Source organism: Tabrizicola flagellatus (genome assembly GCF_008271465.1).
Taxonomy (GTDB): domain Bacteria; phylum Pseudomonadota; class Alphaproteobacteria; order Rhodobacterales; family Rhodobacteraceae; genus Tabrizicola; species Tabrizicola flagellata.
In genome coordinates, this window is record NZ_VMDU01000007.1 from 21,212 (window position 1) to 44,887 (window position 23,676).

General features: G+C 68.6%; 21 protein-coding genes. 20 read left to right on the top strand and 1 reads right to left on the bottom strand.

Annotation, left to right across the window (positions count from 1 at the left end; genetic code table 11):
* Positions 1-86: 86 nt before the first annotated feature.
* The 17 genes from FL625_RS11320 (at position 87) to FL625_RS11400 (ending at position 18,377) form a co-directional block, all read left to right on the top strand.
* Positions 87-2,642: an ATP-dependent helicase gene (locus tag FL625_RS11320; RefSeq protein WP_149588787.1), complete on the top strand. Its 2,556-nt coding sequence runs from the start codon at positions 87-89 to the stop codon at positions 2,640-2,642.
* 170 nt (positions 2,643-2,812) lie between these two features.
* Complete coding sequence (locus tag FL625_RS11325; RefSeq protein ID WP_149588788.1) at positions 2,813-3,451, top strand: nucleoside/nucleotide kinase family protein; 639 nt, start codon at positions 2,813-2,815, stop codon at positions 3,449-3,451.
* Positions 3,452-3,575: 124 nt separating this feature from the next.
* Positions 3,576-4,739 carry a peptidoglycan glycosyltransferase FtsW gene (locus tag FL625_RS11330; RefSeq protein ID WP_149588789.1) on the top strand — a complete coding sequence of 388 codons (1,164 nt, stop codon included), beginning with the start codon at positions 3,576-3,578 and terminating at the stop codon, positions 4,737-4,739.
* A 187-nt stretch (positions 4,740-4,926) separates the two neighbouring features.
* Positions 4,927-6,021, top strand: a complete 1,095-nt coding sequence (locus FL625_RS11335) for a UDP-N-acetylglucosamine--N-acetylmuramyl-(pentapeptide) pyrophosphoryl-undecaprenol N-acetylglucosamine transferase (protein ID WP_149588790.1) — start codon at positions 4,927-4,929, stop codon at positions 6,019-6,021.
* Positions 6,018-7,430, top strand: a complete 1,413-nt coding sequence (gene murC / locus FL625_RS11340) for a UDP-N-acetylmuramate--L-alanine ligase (RefSeq protein ID WP_149588791.1) — start codon at positions 6,018-6,020, stop codon at positions 7,428-7,430. Before FL625_RS11335 ends, murC begins: the two co-directional genes overlap by 4 nt.
* Before the next feature lie 28 nt (positions 7,431-7,458).
* Positions 7,459-7,737 carry a DUF2484 family protein gene (locus FL625_RS11345; RefSeq protein ID WP_149588792.1) on the top strand — a complete coding sequence of 93 codons (279 nt, stop codon included), beginning with the start codon at positions 7,459-7,461 and terminating at the stop codon, positions 7,735-7,737.
* Between the two features lie 43 nt (positions 7,738-7,780).
* Positions 7,781-8,053, top strand: a complete 273-nt coding sequence (locus tag FL625_RS11350) for a DUF2484 family protein (RefSeq protein ID WP_149588793.1) — start codon at positions 7,781-7,783, stop codon at positions 8,051-8,053.
* A 4-nt stretch (positions 8,054-8,057) separates the two neighbouring features.
* A complete protein-coding gene (locus tag FL625_RS11355; RefSeq protein WP_149588794.1) occupies positions 8,058-8,324 on the top strand; it encodes a hypothetical protein in 267 nt (88 codons plus the stop codon).
* A gap of 39 nt (positions 8,325-8,363) precedes the next feature.
* The gene (gene murB, locus FL625_RS11360; protein WP_149588795.1) at positions 8,364-9,290 is read left to right on the top strand and encodes a UDP-N-acetylmuramate dehydrogenase; all 927 of its coding nucleotides are present in this window, start codon (positions 8,364-8,366) and stop codon (positions 9,288-9,290) included.
* Positions 9,291-9,329: 39 nt separating this feature from the next.
* Complete coding sequence (locus FL625_RS11365) at positions 9,330-10,250, top strand: D-alanine--D-alanine ligase (RefSeq protein ID WP_149588796.1); 921 nt, start codon at positions 9,330-9,332, stop codon at positions 10,248-10,250.
* A complete protein-coding gene (locus tag FL625_RS11370) occupies positions 10,238-11,137 on the top strand; it encodes a cell division protein FtsQ/DivIB (protein ID WP_149588797.1) in 900 nt (299 codons plus the stop codon). Before FL625_RS11365 ends, FL625_RS11370 begins: the two co-directional genes overlap by 13 nt.
* Positions 11,134-12,468, top strand: a complete 1,335-nt coding sequence (ftsA, locus tag FL625_RS11375) for a cell division protein FtsA (RefSeq protein WP_149588798.1) — start codon at positions 11,134-11,136, stop codon at positions 12,466-12,468. Before FL625_RS11370 ends, ftsA begins: the two co-directional genes overlap by 4 nt.
* Positions 12,469-12,666: 198 nt before the next feature.
* Entirely contained in the window at positions 12,667-14,316 is a 1,650-nt protein-coding gene (gene ftsZ, locus FL625_RS11380; RefSeq protein WP_149588799.1) for a cell division protein FtsZ, read from the top strand.
* 194 nt (positions 14,317-14,510) lie between these two features.
* A complete protein-coding gene (lpxC, locus tag FL625_RS11385; RefSeq protein ID WP_149588877.1) occupies positions 14,511-15,443 on the top strand; it encodes a UDP-3-O-acyl-N-acetylglucosamine deacetylase in 933 nt (310 codons plus the stop codon).
* Positions 15,444-15,560: 117 nt separating this feature from the next.
* Complete coding sequence (locus tag FL625_RS11390) at positions 15,561-16,403, top strand: outer membrane protein assembly factor BamD (protein WP_149588800.1); 843 nt, start codon at positions 15,561-15,563, stop codon at positions 16,401-16,403.
* A gap of 39 nt (positions 16,404-16,442) precedes the next feature.
* A complete protein-coding gene (gene recN, locus FL625_RS11395) occupies positions 16,443-18,095 on the top strand; it encodes a DNA repair protein RecN (protein WP_149588801.1) in 1,653 nt (550 codons plus the stop codon).
* Positions 18,096-18,215: 120 nt separating this feature from the next.
* Complete coding sequence (locus FL625_RS11400; RefSeq protein ID WP_149588802.1) at positions 18,216-18,377, top strand: DUF3563 family protein; 162 nt, start codon at positions 18,216-18,218, stop codon at positions 18,375-18,377.
* A gap of 3 nt (positions 18,378-18,380) precedes the next feature.
* Here the strand turns inward: FL625_RS11400 and FL625_RS11405 are convergent, their stop codons facing one another.
* Positions 18,381-19,751: an FAD-binding oxidoreductase gene (locus FL625_RS11405; protein WP_149588803.1), complete on the bottom strand. Its 1,371-nt coding sequence runs from the start codon at positions 19,749-19,751 to the stop codon at positions 18,381-18,383.
* Positions 19,752-19,847: 96 nt separating this feature from the next.
* On the opposite strand from FL625_RS11405, the gene purQ reads away from it, so the two are divergent.
* Genes purQ through FL625_RS11420 form a run of 3 tightly spaced genes read left to right on the top strand, consistent with a single transcriptional unit; the run spans position 19,848 to position 23,662 of the window.
* Positions 19,848-20,516, top strand: a complete 669-nt coding sequence (purQ, locus tag FL625_RS11410) for a phosphoribosylformylglycinamidine synthase subunit PurQ (RefSeq protein ID WP_149588804.1) — start codon at positions 19,848-19,850, stop codon at positions 20,514-20,516.
* A 46-nt stretch (positions 20,517-20,562) separates the two neighbouring features.
* Entirely contained in the window at positions 20,563-22,323 is a 1,761-nt protein-coding gene (locus tag FL625_RS11415) for a sensor histidine kinase (protein ID WP_149588805.1), read from the top strand.
* Positions 22,324-22,333: 10 nt separating this feature from the next.
* Complete coding sequence (locus FL625_RS11420; RefSeq protein WP_149588806.1) at positions 22,334-23,662, top strand: sigma-54-dependent transcriptional regulator; 1,329 nt, start codon at positions 22,334-22,336, stop codon at positions 23,660-23,662.
* The last annotated feature ends 14 nt before the right edge of the window (positions 23,663-23,676 follow it).

The window sequence follows — 23,676 nt, forward strand, 5'->3', positions numbered from 1 at the left end:
GGTATGCCATGGGGTGCCGAAAATCCATGAACAATGCGCGAACGTAGGGCCTTTCCCCGCCCGCCTCAACCGCTATACTGCGGGACATGACAGGATGGGACGAAGACCAGGCCTTCGAGGCCGCCGCCGCGCCCGTGCCCCTTTCGCAACGCGCGATGGCGGCGCGGCCCATGCCCTATCTCGACGACCTGAACCCGGCGCAACGGGCAGCGGTCGAGGCGCTGGATGGCCCGGTGCTGATGCTGGCCGGGGCAGGGACGGGCAAGACCAAGGCGCTGACGGCGCGGATCGTGCATCTTCTGCACCAGCGGCGGGCGCGCCCGAACGAGATCCTGGCCGTGACCTTCACCAACAAGGCCGCGCGCGAGATGAAGGAGAGGGTGGGGCGGCTTCTGGGCGAGGTGGCCGAGGGGATGCCCTGGATGGGCACCTTCCACTCGCTGTCGGTCAAGATCCTGCGGCGGCATGCCGAACTGGTCGGGCTGAAGCCGAACTTCACCATCCTTGATACGGACGACCAGTTGCGGCTGTTGAAGCAGCTGGTGCTGGCCGCGAACATCGACGAAAAGCGATGGCCCGCGCGGCTTCTGGCCAGCCTGATCGATGGCTGGAAGAACCGCGCCTGGCTGCCGGAGAAGGTGCCGTCCTCGGAAGCCGGGGCCTACAACAACCGGGGGACCGAGCTTTACGCGGCCTATCAGGACCGGCTGAAGACCCTGAACGCGGTGGATTTCGGTGATCTTCTGCTGCACTGTGTCACGATCTTCCAGACGCATCCGGACGTGCTGGAGCAATACCAGCGCTGGTTCCGTTATATCCTGGTGGACGAATATCAGGATACGAACGTCGCCCAGTATCTCTGGCTGCGGCTTCTGGCGCAGGGGCACCGGAACATCTGCTGCGTGGGCGACGACGATCAGTCGATCTATGGCTGGCGCGGGGCCGAGGTCGGCAACATCCTGCGCTTCGAGAAGGATTTCCCCGGCGCGCAGGTGATCCGGCTGGAGCAGAACTACCGCTCGACCGGGCATATCCTCGGCGCGGCCTCGGGCATCATCGCGAAGAATGCGGGTCGGCTGGGCAAGACCCTGTGGACGGCGGGGGCGCTGGGCGAGAAGGTTCGCCTCATCGGCCATTGGGACGGCGAGGAAGAGGCGCGCTGGATCGGCGAAGAGATCGAGGCGATCCAGCGCGGCACGCGGGGGATGGATCCGGTGGACCTGAACCACCAGGCGATCCTGGTGCGCGCCTCCCATCAGATGCGGGCATTCGAGGACCGGTTCCTGACCATCGGTCTGCCCTACCGCGTGATCGGCGGGCCGCGGTTCTATGAACGGCAGGAAATCCGCGATGCGATGGCCTATTTCCGGCTGGCGGTCTCGCCCGAGGATGACCTTGCTTTCGAGCGCGTGGTGAACCTGCCGAAGCGGGGACTTGGCGACACGGCGCAGGCGAAGATCAACGTGCTGGCGCGGGCTGCCGGCGTATCGCTGCTGGATGGTGCGCGGGAGGCGCTGGCAAAGGGGGTGATCCCGGGCAAGGGCGCGGCGCAGCTGCGGGCCTTCGTCGAGGGGGTGGACAGGTGGCACTACTTTGTAGCGAACAGGGATAATCCGGTCGAGATTGGCCGCCATTCCGAGCAGTTGAATGGTCTGAGGAAGTTAAGAGAACCTCTGATCGAGCAGCTAGCGGGCCTCGAACCGGGGGGCAGTTCCTACGAAGGAATGGAAGTCCAGATCGCGATGCTCAACTCGCGTATGGCGGTCTGTGAAAGGGCAATCGCCATTCTTCAGGGAAACCACATCTTTCTGGCTCAAGATATCCTCGAAGAATCTGGTTACTCTGAAATGTGGGTGAAGGATAAGTCCCCTGAGGCAGAAGGTCGCCGAGAGAACCTAAAGGAGCTGGTGGAGGCCTTGGAAGGTTTCGACAACCTGCAAGGGTTCCTGGAGCACGTCAGCCTCATCATGGACAACGAGACGGAAGGCGCGGAGGAGAAGGTCACGATCATGACCCTGCACGCCGCGAAGGGGCTGGAGTTTCCGGTCGTGTTCCTGCCGGGCTGGGAGGACGGGCTATTCCCCAGCCAGCGCAGCATGGACGAGAGCGGGCTGAAGGGGCTGGAGGAGGAGCGGCGGCTGGCTTACGTCGGGATCACCCGGGCCGAGCGGCTGGCGACGATCAGCTTTGCCTCGAACCGGCGGGTCTATGGCCAGTGGCAGTCGCAGCTGCCCTCGCGGTTCATCGACGAGTTGCCGGGGGAGCATGTCGAGGTGCTGACCGCGCCGGGTCTCTATGGCGGGGGCTTCGGGGCGGCGGCGTCGGTGGGGTTCGGGTCGAGCCTGGAGGAGCGCGTCTCGAAGGCCGACGTCTACAACTCGCCCGGCTGGCGGCGGTTGCAGGAGAACCAGTCCTCGCGCCCGATCCGCCAGCCGCAGGAGGCGCGGCATGTGGTGATCGACCTCGAGGCAGCCTCGCCCTATGTGATCGGCGACCGGGTCTTCCACCAGAAGTTCGGCTATGGCGAGATCATGGGGATCGAGGGCGACAAGCTGGACGTGGAGTTCGATCACGCCGGGTCGAAAAAGGTCGTCGCGCGCTGGGTGATCCCGGCCGATCAGGTGGACGATGTCCCGTTCTGAGCGGATGTGTCCACGGTGGACAATCTCTGATACTGTCGTATTTTCAAGAACTTGGTCGCGGACGTTAGGGGTTTCTTAACCCCGATCCGAATCGGGCCGGAAGGGGCCATCGGGTCTTGCGTCCGGCCCGCCCGGCGCGGCATGGTGACGGGAAGGCGGGGGGAGAGGGCATGGCGGACTCGGTCGAGGTGACACGGATAGCCGATCTGCTTGAGGCGCGGGCGGCGGGCGGGGACCGGGTGATCGCGGCCTTGGCGGGGGCTCCCGGGTCGGGGAAATCGACGCTGGCCGAGAAGCTGGTGGGCAAGCTGAATGCCCGTCAGCCGGGCCTCGCGGCGGTCCTGCCGATGGACGGCTATCATTACGACGATCTTTACCTGGTGCCGGCGGGCCTGCGTCCCCGGAAGGGCGCGCCGATGACCTTCGACGTGGGCGGGCTTTATCACACGCTGAAGCGGCTGCGCGCGCGCGACGAAGCCGAGGTCGCCGTCCCCGTCTTCGACCGCAAGATCGAGATCGCCCGCGCCGGTGCCCGGCTGATCCCGAGGGAGACCGGGGTGATCGTGGTCGAGGGCAACTGGCTGCTTCTGAACCAGGCACCCTGGGACCGGCTGCGGCCGATGTTCGATATCACGGTGATGGTCGAGGTGCCCGAACATGTCCTGCGTGCCCGGCTGCGGGGCCGGTGGGAGCGGCTGGGCCTGGGCGAGGCCGAGATCGTGGCCAAGCTGGAGGAGAACGACCTGCCGAACGGGCGCTGGGTGCGCGACGGATCCGTCGCGGCGGATCACGTGATCCGCAACGGCTAGAATTCCCGCCTCCGCGGGCCCTATTGGTGCTGGCCTTGCCCGCCGATTGGCGCTAGTCTGAACGATGACGACCCGGGGGATACATCCGGGCGCAAGCGGCAGAGCAGGCGACAGGCGGTTATCCATGACTGAAATGGTCTATGGCTCGAATCCCGTGCGGGTGTCCGAGCCGGTCATCCCGAAGTGGTGGCGCACGATCGACAAGTGGACCTTGACCTCGGTCTTCGTCCTGTTCGGGATCGGGCTTCTGCTGGGGCTGGCGGCCAGCGTGCCGCTGGCGACGCGCAACGGGCTGGAGCCGTTCTACTATGTGCAGCGGCAGGCCTTCTTCGGCGGGGTCGCGCTGGTGGTGATGATCCTGGTGTCGATGATGCCGCCCGACATGGTGCGGCGGCTGGGGGTGCTGGGGTTCGCCGTGTCGATGCTGGCCCTGATGCTCTTGCCGGTCTTCGGTACCGATTTCGGCAAGGGCGCGGTGCGCTGGTTCTCCTTCGGCTTTGCCAGCGTGCAGCCGTCCGAGTTCCTGAAGCCCGGTTTCGTGGTGGTGGTGGCCTGGCTGATCGCGGCGAGCCAGGACCTGGCGGGGCCGCCGGGCAAGACGATTTCCTTCGCGTTGACGCTGGTGGTTGTCGGCTTCCTCGCCATGCAGCCCGATTTCGGGCAGTCGGCGCTGGTGCTGTTCGCCTGGGGCGTGGTCTATTTCGTCGGCGGCGCGCCGATGCTGCTGATCGGCGTGGTGGGCGGCATCGTCGCCTCGGCCGGCCTTGTCTTCTATGAGAGCAGCGAGCATTTCGCGCGCCGGATCGACGGGTTCCTGTCGCCCGACGTGGACCCGCGCACCCAGCTTGGCTATGCGGCGAACGCGATCCAGGAGGGCGGCTTCTTCGGCGTGGGCGTGGGCAGCGGGCAGGTGAAATGGTCGCTGCCCGATGCGCATACCGATTTCATCATCGCGGTCGCGGCCGAGGAATACGGGCTGATCCTGGTGCTGTTCATCCTGGGCCTCTACGGCCTCATCGTGGTGCGCTCGCTGTGGCGGCTTCTGCCCGAGCGCGACCCTTTCGCGCGGCTGGCGGGCGCGGGGCTGGCCTGCATCTTCGGCGTGCAGGCGATGATCAACATGGGCGTCGCGGTGCGGCTTCTGCCGGCCAAGGGGATGACGCTGCCCTTCGTGAGCTACGGCGGGTCCTCGGTGATCGCGGCGGGGATCACCATGGGGATGCTTCTGGCGCTGACCCGGGAACGCCCGCGCGGGCAGATGAGCGACGTGTTCCGGCGGGGGCGGTGATGGCGGCGACGCGCAGCTCCTACCGGCCCCCCACCCCCATCCCCTCCCCACCGGGGGGAGGGGCGGCGCCCGATCCTTCGCCGGTGGTCTTCGGCGCGGATGGCGCAGGGTTCGCGCCCCCCTCCCCCCTTCGCGGGGGAGGGATGGGGTGGGGGGGCTCGGCCGGCTCCGGCAAGGGGACGGCAGGATGACGGGCAGACTGCTTCTCATCGCGGCGGGGGGCACGGGGGGGCACATGTTCCCGGCCCAGGCCCTGGCCGAGGCGATGCTGGCGCGGGGCTGGCGCGTCGTCCTGTCCACCGACGAGCGCGGGGCGCGCTATGCGGGCGGGTTCCCGCCCGAGGTCGCGGTGCAGCGGGTGTCGAGCGCGACCTTTTCGCGCGGGGGCGCGGCGGCGAAGCTGGCGGCGCCCTTCCGCATCGCGGGCGGGGTGCTGGGGGCGCTGTGGTCGCAGCTCCGCGACCGTCCGGCGGTGGTGGTGGGGTTCGGCGGCTATCCCTCGATCCCGGCGCTGGCGGCGGCCTGGCTGTTGCGGCGGCCGCGGATGATCCACGAACAGAACGGCGTGCTGGGCCGGGTGAACCGGGTCTTTGCCCGCCGGGTGGACCGGGTCGCCTGCGGCACATGGCCGACCGACCTGCCGGCCGGGGTGGCGGGCATTCCGGTCGGCAACCCGGTGCGGCAGGCGGTGCTGGACCGGGCGGCGGCGCCCTATATCCCGCCGGGCGACTATCCGATGAGCCTTCTGGTGATCGGCGGCAGCCAGGGCGCGCGCATCCTGTCCGAGGTGGTGCCGGCGGCGGTGGCGCTGTTGCCCGAGGCGCTGCGCGCCAATCTGCGGGTGGCGCATCAGGCCCGCGACGAGGATGCCGCGCGCGCTGTGACGGCCTATGAGGCGGCGGGGGTGCGGGCCGAGGTGGCGCCTTTCTTCCCCGACATCGCGCGGCGCCTGTCCGAGGCGCAGCTGGTGGTCAGCCGCTCGGGCGCCTCGTCGGTGGCCGACATCAGCGTGATCGGGCGGCCGGCGATCCTGGTGCCCTATGCGGCGGCGACGGGCGATCACCAGGCGGCGAACGCGAAGGGGCTGGCGGACGCGGCGGCGGCGGTGGTGATCCGGGAAAACGCGCTTGACGCGGCCGGCCTTGCGGGCCACATCGCCGCGATCCTGGAGGACCCGCACCGCGCCGAGACCATGGCGCGCGCGGCGCTGGGCGAGGGCAAGCCGGACGCGACCGCGCGGCTGGTGGCCCTGGTGGAAGAACTGGCGGGAGACGCGAGATGAACGCAGCTGCGACGAAACTGCCGCTGGAGCTCGGGCCGATCCATTTCGTCGGCATCGGCGGGATCGGGATGAGCGGCATCGCCGAGGTGCTGATGACGCTGGGCTACCGGGTGCAGGGGTCGGATGCGAAGGCCTCGAAGATCACCGACCGGCTGGAGAAGCTGGGCGCAACCTTCTTCGAGGGGCAGCGGGCCGAGAACATCGGCGATGGTGTCTCGGTCGTGGTGATCTCGTCGGCGATCAAGAAGGGCAACCCGGAACTGGAAGAGGCGCGCCGGCGCAAGCTGCCGGTGGTGCGCCGGGCCGAGATGCTGGCGGAACTGATGCGGCTGAAGTCGAACATCGCCATTGCCGGGACCCATGGCAAGACGACGACGACGACGATGGTCGCGACGCTTCTGGACCGGGGCGGGTTCGACCCGACCGTCATCAACGGCGGTGTGATCCATGCCTATGGCTCGAACGCGCGGGCCGGGGCGGGGGAGTGGATGGTGGTCGAGGCCGACGAGAGCGACGGCAGCTTCAACCGCCTGCCCGCGACCATCGCCATCGTGACGAACATCGACCCCGAGCACATGGAGCACTGGGGGACCTTCGACAATCTGCGCAAGGGGTTCCTGGATTTCGTCTCGAACATTCCGTTCTACGGGCTGGCGGTCTGCTGCACGGATCACCCCGAGGTGCAGGCGCTGGTCGGCCGTGTGACCGACCGTCGGGTCGTGACCTTCGGCTTCAACGCCCAGGCCGATGTGCGGGCGGTGAACCTTGCCTATGAAAACGGCACGGCGCATTTCGACATCCTGTTGCAGTCCGAAGGCGGCAGCATCGAGGGCTGCACCCTGCCGATGCCGGGCGACCACAACGTCAGCAATGCGCTGGCGGCGGTGGCAGTCGCGCGGCATCTGGGAATGAAGAAGGACGAGATCCGCGAGGCGCTGGCAGGTTTCGCGGGCGTCAACCGCCGCTTTACCAGGGTTGGCGAGGTGAACGGCGTCACCATCATCGACGACTACGGCCACCACCCGGTCGAGATCGCCGCCGTGCTCAAGGCTGCGCGGCAGGCGACGAAGGGCCGGATCATCGCGATCCACCAGCCGCACCGCTATACCCGCCTGTCGAACCTGTTCGAGGAGTTCTGCACCTGTTTCAACGAGGCCGACGTGGTGGCGATCGCCGAGGTCTATGCCGCCGGAGAGGATCCGATCCCCGGCGCCAGCCGCGACGATCTGGTGGCGGGCCTGATCGCGCATGGCCACCGCCATGCCCGCGCGCTTCTGGACGAGGCCGACCTTGCACGCCTGGTCAGGGAACAGGCGCGGCCGGGAGACATGGTGGTCTGCCTTGGCGCGGGCACGATCAGCGCCTGGGCCAATGCGCTGCCCGCAAAGCTGATGGGAGCGGCGGCATGACATCGCATCGCGCCGGGGGCATCGCCGCATGATCTGGGGTTATGTCTCGCCCCTGTTCTTCGGTTGCCTATGGATCCTCTGTGCCGCCATCGTCGCCATGCTGCCGATGAAGCGGCAGATGCTGCCGGGCCTGGCCCTGCTGATCGTGGCGCCGTTCCTGCTGGGCTGGATCGGCTGGGTCCATGGCTGGGTCTGGGTGCTGGTCGGCACCTTCGCCTTCGTCTCGATGTTCCGCAATCCGCTGATCTATTTCCTGCGCCGCGCCCTGGGACGGCCGGCGCCCCTGCCGAAGGAGCTGGAGAAGTGAGGCCGCACGAGCTGTCATTTCCAAATCCCGGGAGGCTTGGCGCATGATCGGCAACCTTGGCGCCGATCCCGATTACTGGCCGCTGGTGCTGAGCATGCTGTGGCTGATCCTGGCCAATGTGATCGCCATGTTCCCCTCGCGCGATCACCACTGGCGCGCGGCCTATGTGCTGATCGCCGTCGGAGTGCCGCTGCTGGGCTGGGTGACCTGGGTCGCCGGGCCGGTGGCCGGGCTTCTGCTTCTGGCCGCAGGGGCCTCGGTCCTGCGCTGGCCGGTGATCTTCCTCTGGCGCTGGCTGCGCCGGCAACTGGGGTAGGGCGATGCACGGATTCCTCTGGGCGGTCGGCGGGGCTACGGTGCTGTTCGCCGGGGTGCTGTCCTTCTTCTTGACCCGCCGCTATGGCCGGGGCGCGGCGCTGGCGCTGCCGGTGGCGGCGTTGGTCGCGGTGATCGCGATGAGCTGGCAGGACAGGGGACTGGACTTCCGCGGCGGCATGGCCTTCCTGCGCGAGGCGCTGGTCTTTGCCGCCCCGGTTCTGCTGGGCGCGCTGGCCGGGATCCTCCTCGCCCGGCGCTGGCGGGGCTGAGGGCTTGCGCCGCGCGCCAAAGCGCCGCAGAAGGCGGACATGAGCGGACTTCCCGAAACGCGCGGCGTGCTGACGCCCAACCGGCCGCTGGCCGACCTGACCTGGCTGCGCGTCGGCGGGCCGGCGGACTGGCTGTTCCAGCCCGCGGACGAGGCGGACCTGGCGCAGTTCCTGGCCGCGCTGGATCCGGCGATCCCGGTCTTTCCGATGGGGGTCGGGTCGAACCTGATCGTGCGCGACGGCGGCATACGGGCGGTGGTGATCCGGCTGGGGCGCGGGTTCAACGGGATCGAGGTTCACGGCGACCGGGTGATCGCGGGCGCCGCCGCTCTGGATGGCCATGTCGCGCGCCGCGCGGCCGAGGCGGGGCGGGACCTGACCTTTCTGCGCACCATTCCCGGCAGCATCGGCGGGGCGGTGCGGATGAACGCGGGGTGCTACGGGTCCTATGTCGCGGACGTGCTTGAGGCCGTGCGGGTCGTCACGCGGTCAGGCGAGGCGGTGACATTGCCTGCGGCGGCGCTGAACCTGCGCTATCGGCAGAGCGACCTGCCCGAGGGCGCGGTCATCGTCTCGGCGACCTTCCGGGCGGCAGAGGGCGAGCCCGCGGCGCTGGAGGCACGGATGGCCGAGCAGATCGCCCGGCGCGACGCGAGCCAGCCCACGAAGGAGCGGAGCGCGGGATCGACCTTCCGCAATCCGGCCGGGTTCAGCTCGACCGGGCGCGCCGACGACACGCACGAGCTGAAGGCCTGGAAGGTGATCGACGACGCCGGGATGCGGGGCGCGCGCCTTGGTGGGGCGCAGATGTCCACCATGCATTCCAACTTCCTGATCAACGCCGGAGGGGCTACGGCGGCGGATCTGGAAAATCTCGGCGAAGAGGTCAGGAAAAAGGTTTACCAATCAAGCGGTATCACGCTAGAGTGGGAAATCATGCGGGTCGGAGAATACCCGCGCGAATAACGGATCACGGGTCGGCACAAGACCCGGATGAGGCAGTGCATGGCGGGCGCATCGAGCAGGATGGCCCCCGAAGTGGCGGTTCTGATGGGTGGGCTTTCCGCTGAGCGGGAAGTGTCGCTTGTCTCTGGGCGCGAGTGCGCCAAGGCCCTGCGGGAGGCTGGTTACAGGGTGATCGAGGTCGATTGCGGCCCCGACCTGCCTGCGCGCCTGGCCGAGCTGAAACCCGAGGTCTGTTTCAATGCCTTGCATGGCCGCTGGGGCGAAGACGGCTGCGTGCAGGGCATTCTGGAATGGCTGAAGATCCCCTACACCCATTCCGGCGTTCTCGCCTCGGCCCTGGCGATGGACAAGGTCAAGACCAAGGAGGTCTATCTGGCCGCCGGTCTGCCGGTGGTCGAAAGCGTGCTGGCGACCCGCGACGAGGTCGAGGCGCGGCATGTGCTGCCCGCGCCCTATGTGGTTAAGCCCTACAACGAGGGGTCCTCGGTCGGGGTTTACATCGTCCGCGAAGGGTCGAATGCGCCGCGGCTGGCGGCCTCGATGCCGGCGGTGGTGATGGTCGAGGCCTATGTGCCGGGGCGGGAGCTGACGACGACAGTGATGGGCGACCGGGCGTTGGGCGTCACCGACATCATCACCGACGGCTGGTACGATTACGACGCGAAATACAAGCCAGGCGGCAGCCGGCACGAGTGCCCGGCGCGGATCCCGGCCGAGATCGAGGCGGCCTGTCTCGACCATGCGCTGCGGGCGCACAAGGCGCTGGGCTGCCGGGGCGTCAGCCGCACCGACTTCCGCTGGGACGAGGCGCGGGGGCTGGACGGGCTGATCCTCTTGGAGACCAACACCCAGCCGGGGATGACGCCCACCTCGCTCGCCCCCGAACAGGCGGCGATGCGGGGCATCAGCTTTCCCGAGTTCTGCGCCTGGATGGTGGAGGACGCCTCATGCAATCGCTGATCGCCCGCCGCCCCGCCGCGCCCCGCGTCCGCAAGGATCCGGCGCCGTCCAGATGGGCCTACCGCGTCCAGCGCTGGATGCTGACGCCCTATGTGCGAGGCTTCGTCTGGAAGGGCCTGCCGACGCTGGTGCTGCTGGGTGCGGGGGCGCTGTGGTTCAGCCACGAGCCGAACCGGCAGGCGGTGATCGGCCAGCTGACCCACCTGCGGCAGGAGTTCGAGGCGCGGCCCGAGTTCCGGGTCTCGCTGGCCCGGATCGAGGGCGCGTCGCCGGATCTGGCCGAGGCGGTGCGCGCGAAGCTGGCGCTGGATTTGCCGATGTCGTCCTTCGACATCGACCTGGATGCCGCGCGGGAGCGGATCGAGGCGCTGGACGCGGTGCTGCGCGCCGATCTGCGGGTCCGGTCCGGCGGCGTGTTGCAGGTGACGATCACCGAGCGCGTGCCCGTGGCCGTCTGGCGCACGGAGGAGGGGCTGACCCTGGTGGATGAGACCGGGCATCGTGTCGCGGGCCTTCTGGCGCGGGCCGACCGGGCCGACCTGCCGCTGATCGCGGGCGAGGGGGCTGATCTCGCCACGCCCGAGGCGCTGGACCTGATCGCCGCTGCCGGGCCGCTGACCCCGCGCATCCGGGGGCTCGTCCGCATGGGCGAGCGGCGCTGGGACATCGTGCTGGACCGCGACCAGCGCATCCTTCTGCCCGAGACCAATCCGGTTCAGGCGCTGGAGCGCCTGCTGGCGCTGGACCATGCCCAGGACCTGATGAACCGCGACATCCTGACCGTGGATCTGCGGTCCGACCACCGACCCACCCTTCGCCTTACCCCGAACGCCCTTGCCGAGGTCCGCCGCGCGCAAGGACTTGAAACCGTGGAGAACGAACTGTGACCGATCTCTATACCTCCCAGCGTGCCATGCGTAACATGCGGCGGGCTGCCATGCAGCGCGGCGTGATCGCCATCCTCGACGTGGGCACCTCGAAGATCGCCTGTCTCATCCTGCGCTTCGACGGGCCGGACCGCCTGCGCGAGCAGGACGGTGTCGGGCCGATGGCGGGGCAGAGCCAGTTCCGGGTGATCGGCGCCGCCACCACCCGCAGCCGCGGGGTGCGCTTCGGCGAGATCGCGGTGATGAACGAGACCGAGCGCGCGATCCGCACCGCGGTGCAGGCGGCGCAGAAGATGGCCAACGTGCGGGTCGATCACGTCATCGCCTGCTTCTCGGGCGCCGAACCGCGCAGCTATGGCCTGGCGGGCGAACTGGACCTGCACGACAGCGTGGTCACCGAACAGGACGTGAGCCGCGTGCTGGCGGCTTGCGAGGTGCCCGACCTCGGCCCCGGCCGCGAGGTCCTGCACGCCCAGCCGGTGAACTTCGCGCTGGACCATCGGTCCGGCCTGGCGGACCCGCGCGGGCAGATCGGGCACCGGCTGGCGGTGGACATGCACCTGCTGTCGGTCGATGGCGACGTGGTGCAGAACCTGCTCTACTGCATCAAGCGCTGCGACCTGGAACTGGCGGGGCTGGCCTCGTCGGCCTATGTCTCGGGCATCTCGAGCCTCGTGGAGGACGAGCAGGAGCTGGGCGCGGCCTGCATCGACATGGGCGGCGGCGCGACCGGCATCTCGATCTTCATGAAGAAGCACATGATCTATGCCGACAGCGTGCGGATGGGCGGCGATCATGTGACCTCGGACATCTCGAAGGGGTTGCAGATCCCGATGTCGGTGGCCGAGCGGATCAAGACGCGCCATGGCGGGCTTTATGCGACCGGCATGGACGACCGCGAGATGATCGACATCGGCGGCGACAGCGGCGACTGGGAGAAGGACCGGCGCCGGATCAGCCGGACCGAACTGATCGGCATCATGCGTCCGCGCGTCGAGGAGATCATCGAGGAGGTGCGTGCGACGCTGGATGCCGCCGGTTTCGACACCTTGCCCAGCCAGCAGATCGTGCTGACCGGCGGTGGCAGCCAGATCCCGGGCCTCGACGGGATCGCGACGCGGATTCTTGGCCAGCGAGTACGGCTGGGCCGGCCCCTGCGCGTGCAGGGCCTGCCGCAGGCGGCAACCGGGGCGGCCTTTGCCAGTGCCGTGGGCCTGTGCCTGTTTGCGGCGCACCCGCAGGACGAATGGTGGGACTTCGAGATTCCGGCCGAACGCTATCCGGCCAGATCGCTGCGGCGGGCCGTCAAATGGTTCAAGGACAACTGGTGACCACAATATCCACACATGAAGGGCGAAATGCCGCTGATATCGGGTATTTGACCCCCAGATTTCGTGGTTTGGCGCGAGTTTTTGCGTGACCTTTGGCGGTCTTGTGGATAGAATCACCAACAAGTCGGCCTTCCGCAGGGGAATTGCGCGAGAAAGGCCCGATAAAACAGGCGGCGGACAAACGGACGGGCAAACCCAATGGCACTCAATCTGACGATGACTTCGGAGCGTGAAGAGCTGAAGCCGCGCATCACCGTGTTCGGTGTTGGCGGCGCGGGCGGCAACGCGGTGAACAACATGATCGAGAAGGCGCTGGAAGGCGTCGAATTCGTCGTGGCCAACACCGATGCGCAGGCCTTGCAGCAAAGCCGGGCGGGGTCGCGGATCCAGATGGGGGTCAAGGCGACGGAAGGTCTTGGCGCGGGGGCGCGGCCCTCTGTCGGGGCCGCTGCGGCGGAAGAGACGATCGAGGAAATCGTCGACCACCTGGCGGGCGCGCACATGTGCTTCATCACCGCCGGCATGGGCGGTGGCACCGGAACCGGCGCGGCCCCGATCATCGCGCAGGCCGCGCGCGAGCTGGGGGTGCTGACCGTCGGCGTCGTGACCAAGCCCTTCCAGTTCGAGGGCGCCAAGCGGATGCGGCAGGCCGAAGAGGGCATAGAGGCGCTTCAGAAGGTCGTCGATACGCTGATCATCATCCCGAACCAGAACCTGTTCCGGCTGGCGAATGAGCGCACCACCTTCACCGAAGCCTTCGCCATGGCCGATGACGTGCTGTATCAGGGCGTGAAGGGCGTGACCGACCTGATGGTGCGGCCGGGTCTCATCAACCTCGACTTCGCCGACGTGCGTGCGGTGATGGACGAGATGGGCAAGGCGATGATGGGCACCGGCGAGGCCACCGGCGAGGACCGCGCGGTGCAGGCGGCGGAAAAGGCGATCGCCAACCCGCTTCTCGACGAGATCAGCCTGAATGGCGCCAAGGGCGTGCTGATCAACATCACCGGCGGGCATGACCTGACCCTGTTCGAGCTGGACGAGGCTGCCAACATCATCCGCGAGAAGGTGGACCCCGAGGCCAACATCATCGTCGGTTCCACGCTGGACACCGCGATGGAGGGCCGGATCCGTGTCTCGGTGGTGGCGACGGGAATCGACGCTTCGGCAGCGAACAAGGCCGAAACCCCTGTTGCGCGCCGTTCGATGGAGCGGCCCCTGACGCTGGCCCCCGCGCCCGAGCCGGAGGCGCCGCGTGCGGCAGCCCCGGTCCAGGCTCCGGTCGCCGCGCCGGCGATGGAAGACCGCAACGTGTTCGATGACGATATCACCTCGGTTGCGGATGCCGCCTTCGATGCTGCTGCCTCGAGGGCCGACATGGAGGCTGACGAGATGGCGGTCGAGGACGACCTGCCGCCGCCGGCCTACCGGCCGCAGGCCCCGGCGCAGCCGACGCTGGTGCGCTCCACCCCGGCCGCGATCGAAGCCGATCCGGGTGCCTTCGTCGCGCCGCGTCCGCGGGTGGCAGGGCAGCCCTCGCCCGAAGCTCTCGCCCGGTTGCAGGCTGCGGTCAACCGTCCCGGCAGCGCGGCGGGCCGTCCGGGCCGTCCGACCCCGGTCGCGGCCGCGCCCGCCGCCGCCGCACCTGCCGCCGCCGCCGCAGCGAAGCCGCGCTTTGGCATCGGGTCGCTGATCAACCGGATGGCGGGTCACCTCGAGGCCGGCAGCGCCGCCTCGCCGGCGGGCCGTACCCAGCCGCCAGTGACTTCCTACGATGACGATCACGACATGGGGTCGGATCAGGACCGGATCGAGATTCCCGCCTTTCTGCGCCGCCAGGCCAACTGAGAAGAACGCGGCGATCCTGTGGAGACTGGCCCGGGAAACCGGGCCTTTTCTCTTTTTCGGCAAGGAGTTGCCGAGCATTTCACATCTGACACATACCGTCACAAAGAGTGAGTTGAGATCGCAGACCTTACCGAATAGCTAACGTGAAAGCGCAGGCGGGCGAGCCAACCGCCGCAGTCGAGGTCAAGCGAGACGTGCAGTATACCCTGAAACACCCTGCGGCCTTTGCCGGCCTTGGTCTGCATTGCGGTGCACCGGTGCGCATGGTGGTGCATCCTGCCCCAGCGGATCACGGGATCTGGTTTCGCCGCACCGATGTGTCCTCCGACCGCGACGCGATGGTCCCGGCGCGGTGGGACGCCGTCACGCCCTCGCGGCTGTGCACGGTGATAGAGAACGCCGACGGCGTTTCGGTTTCGACCATCGAACACCTGATGGCGGCGCTGGCGGGGCTGGCGATCAGCAATGCGCTGATCGAGATCGACGCGCCGGAAGTGCCGATCCTTGACGGCTCGGCCGCGCCGTTCATCGCGGGCTTCATGGCCGCCGGACTGGACGAACAGGACCTGCCGGTCCGCGCTGTGCGGATCCTTGCCCCGGTCGAGGTGCGCGAGGGCGATGCCGTGGCGCGGCTGGAACCGGCAGAGATGCTGGAGATCGACTTCCGCATCGACTTCGAGGACCGGGCGATCGGGGTGCAGGAGCGTCGGCTGAACATGGCCAACGGCGCCTTCGTGCGCGAACTGTCCGACAGCCGCACCTTCTGCCGCCAGTCCGACGTTGACGCGATGCGGGCCCGTGGCCTGGCGCTGGGCGGCACGCTGGAGAATGCCGTCGTGTTCTCGGGCGACCGGGTGCTGTCTCCGGGCGGCTTGCGTCACGCGGACGAGCCGGTACGCCACAAGATGCTTGATGCGGTCGGTGACCTGTCGCTTGCCGGAGGGCCGATCCTGGGACGCTATGTCGGTGAGCGGGCCGGCCATGCCCTGACCAACCGCCTGTTGCGGACGCTTTTTGCGAATCCCCTGGCCTACGAGATCGTCGATTGCGGGCCCGGCACGCTGGGCAAACTGCCGGGCGTGGGCGTGCTTCCGGCCGATTTGCCCGCGCGCAACGCCGTCAACTGAACCTTCGTCTGGACGACAAAGGCGTTTTGCGCGCCGGATTTTTCTGTGCTAGGACGAGCCGAACACACGAGCCAAGAACAGGGCAAACTGCCCGGGCTGAGGTTGGATAGGCGAAGAATGTCAGGCAGAAGGCCCGGCGCGGGGTTCCTAAAGACGGCGCTTCTGGTTGCCCTGCTGAGCGGCTGTGCAGGCGGCGGCAGCAATGAACGCCCGCTGGAAAGCTATACCGCGGAAGAGATCTACAAGAAGGGCGAGCTGGAACTTGCTACCGGCAAGCGCGCGAAGGATTCGCTGATCTACTTCCAGGAGGTGGAGCGGCTTTATCCCTACACGGAATACGCCAAACGTGCCTTGATCATGCAGGCCTACACCCATCACAAGGCAAGGCAGTATCCCGAGGCCCGCGACGCGGCGCAGCGCTTCCTCGACTTCTACCCCGGCGACGAGGATGCGCCCTATGCGCTCTACCTCATGGCGCTGTCCTATTACGACCAGATCGACGACGTGGGCCGCGACCAGGGCGTGACCTTCCAGGCCCTGAAGGGCATGCGCGACGTGATCGAGACCTATCCCGACAGCGAATATGCCCGGTCGGCCATGCTGAAGTTCGAACTGGCCTTCGACCAGCTTGCCGCGAAGGAGATGGAGGTCGGACGCTATTACCTGAAGCGCCGGCACTATGCCGCGGCAATCAACCGCTTCCGCACCGTGGTCGCCGACTTCCAGACCACCTCGCACACGGCCGAGGCGCTGCACCGGCTGGTCGAGGCCTATCTGGCACTGGGCCTGACTGACGAGGCGCAGACGGCGGCGGCGATCCTGGGGCACAACTACCAGTCCTCGCCGTTTTACGAGGACAGCTTCCGCCTGCTGAAGGGCAAGGGACTGTCCCCGGAAGCCAAAGGCGAGGGCTGGCTGCGCACGATCTACCGCCAGATGGTGCGCGGCGAGTGGCTGTAAGCATGGTGCGCAATGAATGCGCACCCTACGGGCCATCTCATGCTGCGTAGCCTGGACATCCGCGATGTGCTGATCATCGACCGGCTGAGCCTCGATCTCGGCCCGGGGCTGAACGTGCTGACCGGCGAGACCGGGGCGGGCAAGTCGATTCTCCTCGACGCGCTGGGATTCGTGCTGGGCTGGCGGGGCCGGGCGGAACTGGTCCGTCAGGGCGCGGCGCAGGGCGAGGTGACGGCGGCCTTCGACCTGCCCCCCGCCCATCCCGCGCGAGAGGTGCTGGAGGAGGCGGGGATCGAGGCGGAGGACGAGCTGATCCTGCGCCGGGTCAACAGCGCCGACGGGCGCAAGACTGCCTGGGTCAACGACCGCCGCGTCTCGGGCGAGGTGCTGCGCGACCTGTCGGACCGGCTGGTGGAACTCCACGGCCAGCACGACGACCGGGGCCTCTTGAACCCGCGCGGGCATCGGGCGCTGCTGGATGCCTATGCGGGCCTTGATCTGGCGCCCCTGCGTGCCGCCTGGGCGGCGCAGCGCGCGGCAAGGGCCGCCCTGGCCGAGGCCGAGGGCGCGCTGGCGCGGGCGGCGGCGGAAGAGGAGTTCCTGCGCCATGCGGTGGCGGAACTGGACAGGCTGCGGCCCGAGCCGGGCGAGGATGCGGCGCTGGATGCCCGGCGCCGGCTGATGCAGGGGGCGGCGCGGATCCGCGAGGACGTGGCCCGCGCCCTGGCCGCGCTGTCGGAAGAGGGCGCCGAGGGCCGGATGCGCGACGCCCTGCGCTGGCTGGACGGGGCGGCGGAGAAGGCCGAGGGTCGGCTCGACGCGCCTCTGGAGGCGCTGAACCGCGCGCTCATCGAACTGGGCGAGGCGCAGTCCGGGGTGGAGCGCGCGCTGGAGGCGCTGGATTTCGATCCCGGCGAGCTGGAGCGGGTCGAGGAGCGGCTGTTCGCGATCCGGGCGCTGGCGCGCAAGCATGGGGTGCTGCCGGACGATCTGGGCGGGTTCGCGGACGGCCTGCGGGCGCGGCTGGCGGCGATCGACGCCGGCGCGGCCGGGCTTGCCAGGCTTGGCAAGGCGGTGGACGAGGCCGAGGCGGCCTATGCCGCCGAGGCGGCGCGGGTGACGGCGGCGCGGCGCGCGGCGGCGGCGCGGCTCGATGCCGCGATGGCGGCGGAACTCGCGCCCCTGAAGATGGAACGTGCGGTCTTTGCAACCGAGATCGCGGCGGGCGAGCCGGGCCCCGAGGGCGTGGACGCCGTGACCTTTACCGTCGCCACCAACCCCGGTGCGCCGGCGGGGCCCTTGAACCGGATCGCCTCGGGCGGTGAACTCAGCCGGTTCCTGCTGGCGCTGAAGGTCTGCCTGACCGGCGACACTCCGGGCGTCACGCTGATCTTCGACGAGATCGACCGGGGTGTGGGCGGGGCCACGGCGGATGCAGTCGGCCGGCGGCTGAAGGCGCTGGCGGCGGGCGCGCAGGTGCTGGTGGTGACCCATTCCCCGCAGGTCGCGGCCTTCGGCACGCGGCACTGGCGGGTGGAAAAGCGGGTGGCGGGGGATCAGACCCTGTCCACCGTCAGCGGCCTGGGCGAGGCGGAGCGGGTCGAGGAAATCGCCCGGATGCTGGCCGGCGACACGGTGACCGAGGCCGCGCGGGCGGCGGCACGGGCCTTGCTTGCCGGACAGGCAGCCTGACGCGAGATACGGCAGTTTTGTAACGGCCTATGCGGCAGGTGCATGGCGGAATTGCCGCCCTGACGCTACAATGCTGCGCTGCGGCGTCCTATCTTCGGCACAAGAAGAAAGGGCAGCACCATGATCAACCTGTTGAAATCCCTGTTTCCGGCCCAGGCCCCCGGCGCGCTGACCGCGCGCGAGCTCGCCTATCTGGAAGGCGCGGTCTCGCGGATCGACCTGGAACGCCGCGAGCGCGAAATCGACCGCGGCCTGTTCCGCCAGCCGCATCCCTATTTCTGAGCCTCACCCCGGCACCAGCTTGCCGGGGTTCATCAGCCCCAGGGGATCGAGGGCGCGTTTCACATCGCCCATGATCCCCCAGCCTTCTCCGTGTTCGGCCGCCATCAGGGGCCGTTTGCCGAATCCCACCCCGTGTTCCCCGGTGATCGTGCCCCCGAGCCGCAGCGCCCGGTCGGCCATCCGCTGCGCGAGCGCCTTGGCGGTGGCGATTTCGGCCTCGGACCCCGGATCGACCATCAGGATCGCGTGGAAATTGCCGTCGCCGACATGGCCGAGGATCGGCCCCGGGATGCCCGAGGCGGCGATGTCGGCGCGGGTCTCCTCTACCGCCTCGGCCAGCCGCGAGATCGGCACGCAAAGATCGGTCACCACCGCCCGTGCCCCCGGCCGCGACGCGAGGATCGCCCGATAGGCCGCATGCCGCGCGGCCCAGAGGCGGCTGCGGTCCTCGGCCCGCTCGGCCCAGTCGAGGCCCGCCGCGCCGAACCCGGCGGCGAGGTCGCGGAAGCGGCTGACGTCCTCGGCCAGGCCCTGCGGGTGGCCGTGGAATTCGACCAGCAGCTGCGGGGCAGGGGGCAGGGAGAGCGCCGAATAGGCGTTGCAGGCGGCGACGGTGTCGGTGTCGAGAAACTCGATCCGTGCCGGGGCAAGGCCCATCTGCATCGTGGCCATCACGCAATCTACCGCCGCGCCGACCGAGGGGAAGGCGGCCACAGCGGTCATCACCGCCTCGGGCTGGCCGTGGAGGCGCAGGGTCAGCTCGGTGATCAGGCCGAGCGTGCCCTCGGAGCCGACGAAGAGCGCGGTCAGGTCGTAGCCGGCGGCGGATTTCGGGGCGGCGGTGCCGGTGCGGATTACCCGCCCGTCGGCCAGCACCACCTCAAGCCCCCGCACATTGTCGCGCATCGTGCCATAGCGCACCGCGGTCGTCCCGGAGGCGCGGGTCGCGGCCATGCCGCCCAGCGAGGCATTGGCGCCGGGATCGACCGGGAACATCAGGCCGGTGGTGCGCAGTTCGCGGTTCAGCGCCTCGCGCGAAAGGCCGGGCTGGACGCGGACCAGCCGGTCCTCGGCCCGGACCTCGACAACGGCGGCCATCTCGCGGAAGTCCACCACCACCCCGCCTGCGACAGCCAGCGCGTGGCCTTCCAGCGAGGTGCCCGCGCCCCAGCCGATCAAGGGCAGGCGATGCGCCGTGGCCCAGCGGGCCAGCGCCGAGACTTCTTCGGTTGTGCGGGGAAAGACCACGGCGTCAGGGCGTCCGGCAGAGACGAGGCTTTCGCTTTGCGCATGTTCGGCAAGGACGGCCTCGGCAACCGAGGCCCGGTCGGCGAAGATCGCGCGCAGGGCAGAGAGGGGGGCGGCATCCAGCATGTCGCAAGCCTAGCGCCTGCGGTGCGGGGTGCAAGCTCTGGCCCTTTGCGGCGACCTGCGCTATCAGGCGGCCAGTCCGAACAGGGAGTCGCCCCGATGAAAGCCGCCGTCGTCACCTTCCCCGGGTCGAACTGCGACCGCGATCTGGCCGTGGCCTTCGAAGGCGCGGGGTTCGAGGTGGCGCGGGTCTGGCACAAGGACAGCGAATTGCCGGCCGGCGTCGATGTGGTGGGGGTGCCGGGGGGGTTCAGCTTTGGCGACTATCTGCGCTGCGGCGCGATCGCGGCGCAGTCGCCGATCAGCGGGGCGATCCGCGCCCATGCCGCGCGTGGCGGCTATGTGCTGGGCATCTGCAACGGGTTCCAGGTCATCACCGAGATGGGCCTGCTGCCCGGCGTGCTGATGCGCAACGCGACGCTGAAATTCGTCTGCCGCACGGTGACGCTGCGGGTCGGGACGGTGCAGTCCGACTTCACCAGCGCCTACACGAAGGGGCAGGAGCTCCGCATCCCCGTCGCGCATCACGACGGCAACTACACCATCGACGCCGAAGGTCTGGCGCGGCTGAAGGGCGAGGATCGCATCGCCTTTACCTACGCCGAGAACCCCAACGGCAGCATGGCCGACATCGCGGGCGTCCTGTCGGAGAACCGCCGCGTGCTGGGGATGATGCCACATCCCGAACGCGCGACCGAGGCCGCGCTGGGCAGCGCGGACGGCAAGGGGCTGTTCGCCTCGCTGATGCGCGGGATGGCGCTGGCCTGAGCCCCTTCGGCTTGAGACCACCCCGGACGGGGCCTACTCTGTCCCAATGACTGCAACCGATACCAGCACGATCGCACCCAGCGCGCCGGGCCTGCCTTGGCGCGCAAAGCTGGCCGTGGCCTTCCTGGTCATGCTGGCTATCGTGGTGGTGCTGGTGTCGAACCGGCTGTTGACCGACCGCTACACCGCCGACACCCGCAGCCGGGCCGAGGTGCGGCTGGCGCTGTATACCGGGAACCTGATGGCGGAATTGCAGCGGACCTCGGTCGTGCCGCTTCTCTTGTCGAACGACCCCGACCTGATCTCGGCGCTGAAGGCGGGCAACTTCTCGGGCACGTCGGCCAAGCTGATCGCGCTGCAGACGGAACTCGGGGTGGCCTCGATCCGGCTGGTCGATGCCTCGGGCCGGGTCGTCGGCGCGACGAACCGGAACGTCCTGGGCACCAACCACCGCAACGCGGCCTATTTCGTGACGGCGCAGCGCATCAAGGACACGATCTTCACCCCGGTCAAGCGCGACGCGGGCGGTTTCGACTTTCTGTATTCGAGGGCGATCACCGCCGATTCGCGCGTCTTGGGTGTCATCATCGTATCCGTCGATCTGATGAAATACGAACGCGCCTGGGCGGGCCTGCAGGACGCGGTGATGGTCACCGACAGCGAGGGCACGGTGATGCTCTCGACCGAGCCGCGCTGGCGTGGCCTGCCCATGTCCGAGGCGCTGGCGCTGCGCGATCCGCCCTCGGCCATCGCGCGGGCGCTGCGGGCCACGGCGGAATGGGCGCAGGAGCCGCCCGACGCCTATGTCCGCGGCGAGGCGGTGATGCGGACCGAGGCGCGGGTGCCGTTCCGCGGCTGGAAGATCGCCACCTTCACCGCCTATGGATCGGTGCGCGAGCAGGTGAACGGGATCCTGGCGCTGGAGATCATGGGGTTTGCGATCCTGATGGCCTTCACCTTCTACCTCCTGTCGCGGCGGGCCTGGTCGCGGTCGCTGTCCTATCAGCGGGAATCGGCGGAACTGCGGCTTCTGAATGCGCGGCTGCAACGGGCCATCGCGGAACGCGAGAAGGTGAAGAAGGACCTGGAGGTCGCCGAGCTGACACTGGCGCAGTCCTCGAAACTGGCCGCGCTCGGCGAGATGTCGGCCGCGGTCAGCCACGAGCTGAACCAGCCGCTCGCGGCGATGAAGACCTACCTCGCCGGCGCACGGCTGCTGTTGCAGCGCAAGCGGGTGGAAGAGGCCTTGTCCAGCTTTCAGCGGGTCGATGACCTGATCGAGCGGATGGGCGCGATCACGCGGCAGCTGAAGTCTTACGCGAGGAAGGGCGGCGAAGCCTTTGAGGAGGTTGATCTTCGCGCCTGTGTCTCTTCGGCACTGGCGATGATGGAACCGCAGCTGAAGGCGCGCGTCGTCAAGATCAGCCGGGGCCTGCCACGTCAGCCGGTGATGGTGATGGCCGACCGGCTGCGGCTGGAGCAGGTCATCATCAATCTCTTGCGCAACGCGCTGGATGCCACCAAGGACATCAAGGATCCGCATATCGAGATCATGTTGTCGGCGGGGGAAACCGCGACGCTGACGGTGCGCGACAACGGGCACGGGATCGCCGATCTCGAGAACCTCTTCGAGCCGTTCTACACGACGAAGAAGCCGGGCGAGGGCGTGGGCCTTGGCCTGGCGATCTCCAGCGGCATCGTGACCGATCTGGGCGGGCGTCTGACCGCGCGCAACGGCGACGGCGGCGGCGCGGTGTTCGAGATGCAATTGCCGATCCTCGGCAACAGACAGGAAGCAGCAGAATGAAGAGGTCCCAATGGCCCGCGCAATGAAGGTGGCGATCGTCGATGACGAGGCGGACATGCGGCAGTCGATCAGCCAGTGGCTGGCGCTGTCGGGGTTCGACACGGAAACCTACGCCAGCGCCGAGGACGCGCTGAAGGCGATCGGCCCGGATTTCCAGGGCGTCGTGGTCAGCGACATCAAGATGCCGGGAATGGACGGCATGGCCTTCCTCAAGCGGCTGATGGGCCAGGATTCGGGCCTGCCGGTCATCATGATCACCGGCCATGGCGATGTGCCGATGGCGGTCGAGGCGATGCGGGTGGGCGCCTTCGACTTCCTGGAAAAGCCGTTCAACCCCGACCGGATGACCGAGCTTGCCAAGAAGGCGACCCAGGCGCGGCGCATGACGCTGGACAACCGCGCGCTGCGCAAGGAACTCGCCGACGGCTCGACCATCATGAAGAAGCTGATCGGGTCCAGCCCGGCGATGGAGCGGCTGCGCGAGGATATCCTCGACCTGGGCCAGGCCGACAGCCACGTCCTGATCGACGGCGAGACGGGGACGGGCAAGACCCTTGTCGCCCACGCGCTGCATGCGGTGGGGCCGCGGGCCTCGAAGAAGTTCCTCTCGATCTCCTGCGCGGCCTGGTCCGAGGACAAGCTGGCGGCGCGACTCTTCGGTCCGGGCGAGGACGGGGCGCTGCCACTGGTCGAGGAGGCGCGGGGCGGGACGCTGTTGCTGGAGGACATCGAGGCGATGCCGAGCGCCCTGCAAGCGCGGCTTCTGACCTTCATCAACGATCAGGGCACCCCGCCCGAGACGCGGATCATCGCGATCTGCAACAGCCACGCCCCCGACACCACGCTGGAGCAATCGCTGCGGCCGGACCTGTTCTACCGGCTGGGGGCGATGACGATCCTCCTGCCGCCCCTGCGGACGCGGGGCGAGGACATCCTGCAACTGTTCACCCGCCTCAGCGAGCAGTTCGCCGAGGAATACGGCTGCGAGGCGCCGCAGGTGACGGCACAGGAGGCGGCGCAGCTGCTGCAGGCGCCCTGGCCGGGGAACGTGCGGCAGCTCGTGAACATCGCCGAGCGGGCGGTGTTGCAGAACCGGCGGGGATCGGGGTCGATCGCAAGCCTGCTGATGGCCGAGAACGAGGCCTCGGGGCCGGCACTGACCACGGAAGGCAAGCCCCTGAAGGACTATGTGGAAGCCTTCGAGCGGATGCTGATCGACAACACGATGCGGCGGCACAAGGGGTCGATCGTGGCGGTGATGGAAGAGCTTTGCCTGCCACGCCGGACCCTGAACGAGAAGATGGCGAAATACGGCCTGAGCCGGGCGGATTACGTCTGACGATGACCTCCGAC